Source organism: Hyalangium sp., from assembly GCF_035629615.1.
In the GTDB taxonomy this organism is placed as follows: Bacteria; Myxococcota; Myxococcia; order Myxococcales; family Myxococcaceae; genus Hyalangium.
Window position 1 is genome coordinate 1 of record NZ_DASPHO010000618.1, and the last position, 3,710, is coordinate 3,710.

At 67.6% G+C, this 3,710-nt stretch carries 2 protein-coding genes and 1 pseudogene; 1 reads left to right on the forward strand and 2 read right to left on the reverse strand.

Annotated elements, in window-relative coordinates; all coding sequences use genetic code 11:
• Together VD972_RS31370 and VD972_RS31375 are read right to left on the reverse strand one after the other, a co-directional pair.
• A pseudogene (locus VD972_RS31370) lies at positions 1 to 1,357 on the reverse strand (hypothetical protein); the annotation flags it as partial.
• 257 nt (positions 1,358 to 1,614) lie between these two features.
• Positions 1,615 to 2,052, reverse strand: coding sequence for a VOC family protein (locus VD972_RS31375; protein WP_324992461.1), 438 nt, complete (start codon positions 2,050 to 2,052; stop codon positions 1,615 to 1,617).
• Positions 2,053 to 2,145: 93 nt separating this feature from the next.
• Between VD972_RS31375 and VD972_RS31380 the strand changes: the two genes are divergently transcribed.
• Positions 2,146 to 2,661 carry a GreA/GreB family elongation factor gene (locus tag VD972_RS31380; RefSeq protein ID WP_324992462.1) on the forward strand — a complete coding sequence of 172 codons (516 nt, stop codon included), beginning with the start codon at positions 2,146 to 2,148 and terminating at the stop codon, positions 2,659 to 2,661.
• The last annotated feature ends 1,049 nt before the right edge of the window (positions 2,662 to 3,710 follow it).

A 3,710-nucleotide genomic window follows, 5' to 3' on the forward strand; every position in this document is an offset into this window, starting at 1 on the left:
CCGGCTGCTGCTTGAGCAGCTTCCGCTCGCGGGTGCCCATGTCGTAGTCGAAGACGGACGTCGGCGTGACCAGGGAGGTGTACCGGAAGCGCAGCACCGGCGTGTCGAACTCCTCGTTCGAGCTGGGGAACACCGTGTAGACCTGCTCGGGGAGGCGGATGCGGTGGCTGGCGCGCGTCTTCAGGTCGGTGACGACGAGCTGCTGCTGCCCGGTGTCACGCTCGAGCACGAGCAGGTGGTTCTTGAAGAGGGTGATGTCCTCGAGCATCACCTTCTCACGGTGAGGGAGCAGCTCCTTCCAGTGCTTCCGGCCCGGCGCCTTCACCGGCGCGGTGACGAGGCGGAAGTTGCGCCCCCCCGAGTTGGTGCGGATGTAGAAGAGCTCGCCGTGGTGCTCCACGCTGTACTCGTGCTCCTGTTGGCGCGGCTCCAACTGCTGGAGCTGAGCCGTGGGCTTGCTGGCGGGCAGGGCCCACACCTCGCTCGTGGTGGCGCTGTTGGCCTGGACGAACAGGTACTCCCGCGAGCTCGAGCGACTGACCCAGAGCCGGAACCGCTCGTCCTTCTCCTCGTAGACGAGCACGTCGTCCTTCCCATCCGTCCCCACGGTGTGGCGCCACAGCCGGTAGGCGCGCTTGGCGGCGTCATCGGTGATGTAGAAGAAGGTCCGGCTGTCTGCGGCCCAGGCGCCGGAGTAGCCGGAGACCTTCTGGATGAGCTCCGGGCCGAGCTTCCCGGTGCGCAGATCCTTGATGTAGAGGGTGAACTCGTTGAAGCCCGTGGTGTCCACGGAGTACGCCAGCAGGTGGCCGTCGTCGCTCACCTGGAAGGTGGCCACGCGGTAGAACTTGAAGCTCTTGGAGAGCACGTTGGAGTCGAGCAGCACCTCCTCCGGCGCCTCCAGGCTCCCCTTCTTCCGGCAGTGGATGGGGTACTGCTTCCCCTCCTCGGTGCGGGTGTAATAGTAGAAGCCGCCCTTGCGGAAGGGGACCTCCAGGTCCGTCTGCTGGATGCGCCCGAGCATCTCCTCGTAGAGCTTCTTCTGCAGGGCCTCGGTGGGCTTCATCACCTGGGCGGTGTAGGCGGCCTCCGCCTCCAGGTAGGCGCGGACCTCGGGGTTCTCCTTCTCACGCAGCCAGAAATAGTCGTCCTGCCGGGTGTCTCCGTGCAGGGTGACGGGGTGCGGGATGCGCTTCGCCACCGGAGGCGTGGGCGAGGCCGGCGCGGGGCCGGGCGCTGCCACCGAGGGAGCCGAGGCGGCAGCCGCCGGCGTAGGCGAGGGAGCAGAAGCGGTGGCGCAGGCCGCGAGGAGGGCGGCCAGGAGGAGCGGGGAGGAGCGCATGGGGAGAGGAGCCATCAGGGGAGAGGGAGTTCCAGAGCCGGAGGAGCAAGCCAATGCGGGTTCGCTCCCCGGCCCATGAAGAGGATAGCGCGGGTCTTCGTGTCGCGGATGGGGAAGAGGAACGGGCGCTAAGGCCGCATGGCTTACGAGAACAGGTGCTCCAGGCGTGCGAGGTCGGCGTCGCTCGCGCCGGGATGCAGCTGGGCGTCGATCCCATTCTGTCCGAGCCACCGCTCCAGCCTTGTCCACAGGTCGCGCACGCGTCCCTCCATTCAAGGTGAGCCTGACCGCTCGAGCCCGTGAGTGTTCTGCAGCACCACCCGCCAGCCGTCTGGATCCTCGACGGTGACGCCGTGCTGCTGCCAGTAAGGGTTCTCCGGCTCGACCGGGGGGAAGCCGAGCCGTGTGAGCCGCGCCACGATGGCGTCCCGCGCCGTCCGATCCGGGATGTAGAGGACGAGGAGGTTGTCTCGGGTGGGAGCAGGGCAGGGGCTGCCCGCTTCATGGCGGGTGAACTCCAGATGGACACCGTGCCCGGGCAGGCCGATGAAGACGCCGTCATACCCGGCATGCGCCTCGAAGCCCCCGAGGTGCTTCAGGCCGAGCCCCTCGGTGTAGAAGCGGACCACTTCCTCCAGCCGGTCCGTTGGACGGGCGATTCGCAGCTGCACCACGGGCAGCTCCAGCGGCCAGATCTCCGTGCTGCTCATGCGCGCTCCTCTTGCTGCGGTGGGCAGAGCCTACTCATGAGAGCGCAGGCCAGAAACTGGAGCTGTCACGCCCTGGCGCTACAGTCCTGTGGCATGGGACTCGACAAGAGAGAGCTGATGGCTCAGCTCGCCGAACGTCTCCAGCAGAGCGACCGGCTCGCCCACCGCGCCCAGGCCGAGGCGCGCGAGGCTGCACGCTCCCTGGCGACAGAATCTGAGAAGAAAGAGGACGGCCGGGCCGCGATTGAGTACGGCAGCCTTGCCACCGGGCAGGCTGCCCGCGCCCGGCGCCTCCAGGAGGAGCTGGGTGCGCTCGCCGCCTTCCGGGAGTCAGCGCTGCCGCGCTTCGAGCGCCGCAGCCCGGTGGCGCTGGGTGCCATCGTGGATGTGCGCACGGAGGACGACACGGGCTACGACGAGCGCACCTTCTTCTTGCTCCCAGTCGGAGCAGGAACGGAGCTGTCGGGCCCCGGAGGGGATGGCTTCCTCTCCGTCATCACCCCTGCCTCGCCCGTGGGCCGGGCTCTGCTGGGACGCCGCGCCGGCGAGAGCGTCGAGGTGACGCTCGCGGGCGAGGTGCACGAGTGGACGGTGCTCGACGTGGCGTGAGTCCTCGTGGCATGGAGGCCTACCTACCCCACACGTGGTGCTCCTGGGTGGGAGCGACAACCGGTAGACGGAACACCAGATGGAACTCCTCTTCGACAGTGCTTGGCACAAACCTGTATGACAAGCAGTCAGGTGCGAAGTGGGGACACTCCGGCAACAGCGCCCAGCACGAACCTGTATGACAAACGGTCAGGTTCGAGGAAGGGGCGTCCGGCCAGTGCCCTCTCGTGGACTGAGGCGCTGACCTTGGGTTCTCTCGAGGAGAAGCAGCCGACGGCCACGGCACGGGGGACCAAGAGAGAGCGTCACGTTCCCCTCTGTGGCCTGTGAGCCCGGCTGTCCTGAGCGCTGTGTCGCCCGAAGGCTGGTCGAGGCCGGTGGACGGAGCCTCGGGCGACGGGTCAGCTGCCGGCGGCGCTTGGCACAAACCTGTATGACAAGCAGACAACGCGGGCGGAGCGCCAGCTGGCGGCTGTGCCTGGGACGAACCTGTATGACAAGCATACAGGTTGGCAGCGGCTGCGCCCGGCAGCTCGCCTCTGACTGACTCTGGCTCCGGGGGATGCTCATGGAGCGGCTCGGCCGACACGAGGGGAGCCTGGGGTGGGAGGGCTGTCTGGCGAGTTGGCCCCAGGTTGTCGAGAAGGCGCTCATCGGCCGCTTGCAGCAGCGCTGGCAGCTCTCGCCTCAGCGTCTGCGCGTCCCTGTCACACAGGGCATGAAAGGCGCACCACGCCCACTTCTGGGCGGCCTCTGAATCCAGGTGGGGCAGCAGCCTTGCCGCCATGGCCCTGAAGGAGCGCTCTAGCGAGTGAATCAGCAGCAAGTGCCCGGGACGGTTCGCTGCGCGGGCCGCCAGCCTCAGCAGCTCGAACTCCCACTGCACCCACCCTCTGCTTTCCACCTGCCAGCGCGCCGCATCTCTCAGCGCGAAGCAGGCATCTTGCAGCCGCTCCAGCTCTGTCTCCGAGGCGTGCTCGCAGCAGCTGGCCAGTAGCTCTACCGTTGTCTCCCGCTTCAATGCCAGATAACCCTCCAGCAACCGCCGC

What these genes read in the sequence shown, in the direction of transcription:
- VD972_RS31380 (WP_324992462.1), top strand. Translation starts at nt 2,146, where the DNA reads ATGGGACTCGACAAGAGAGAGCTGATGGCTCAGCTCGCCGAACGTCTC.
- VD972_RS31375 (WP_324992461.1), bottom strand. Translation starts at nt 2,052, where the DNA reads ATGAGCAGCACGGAGATCTGGCCGCTGGAGCTGCCCGTGGTGCAGCTG.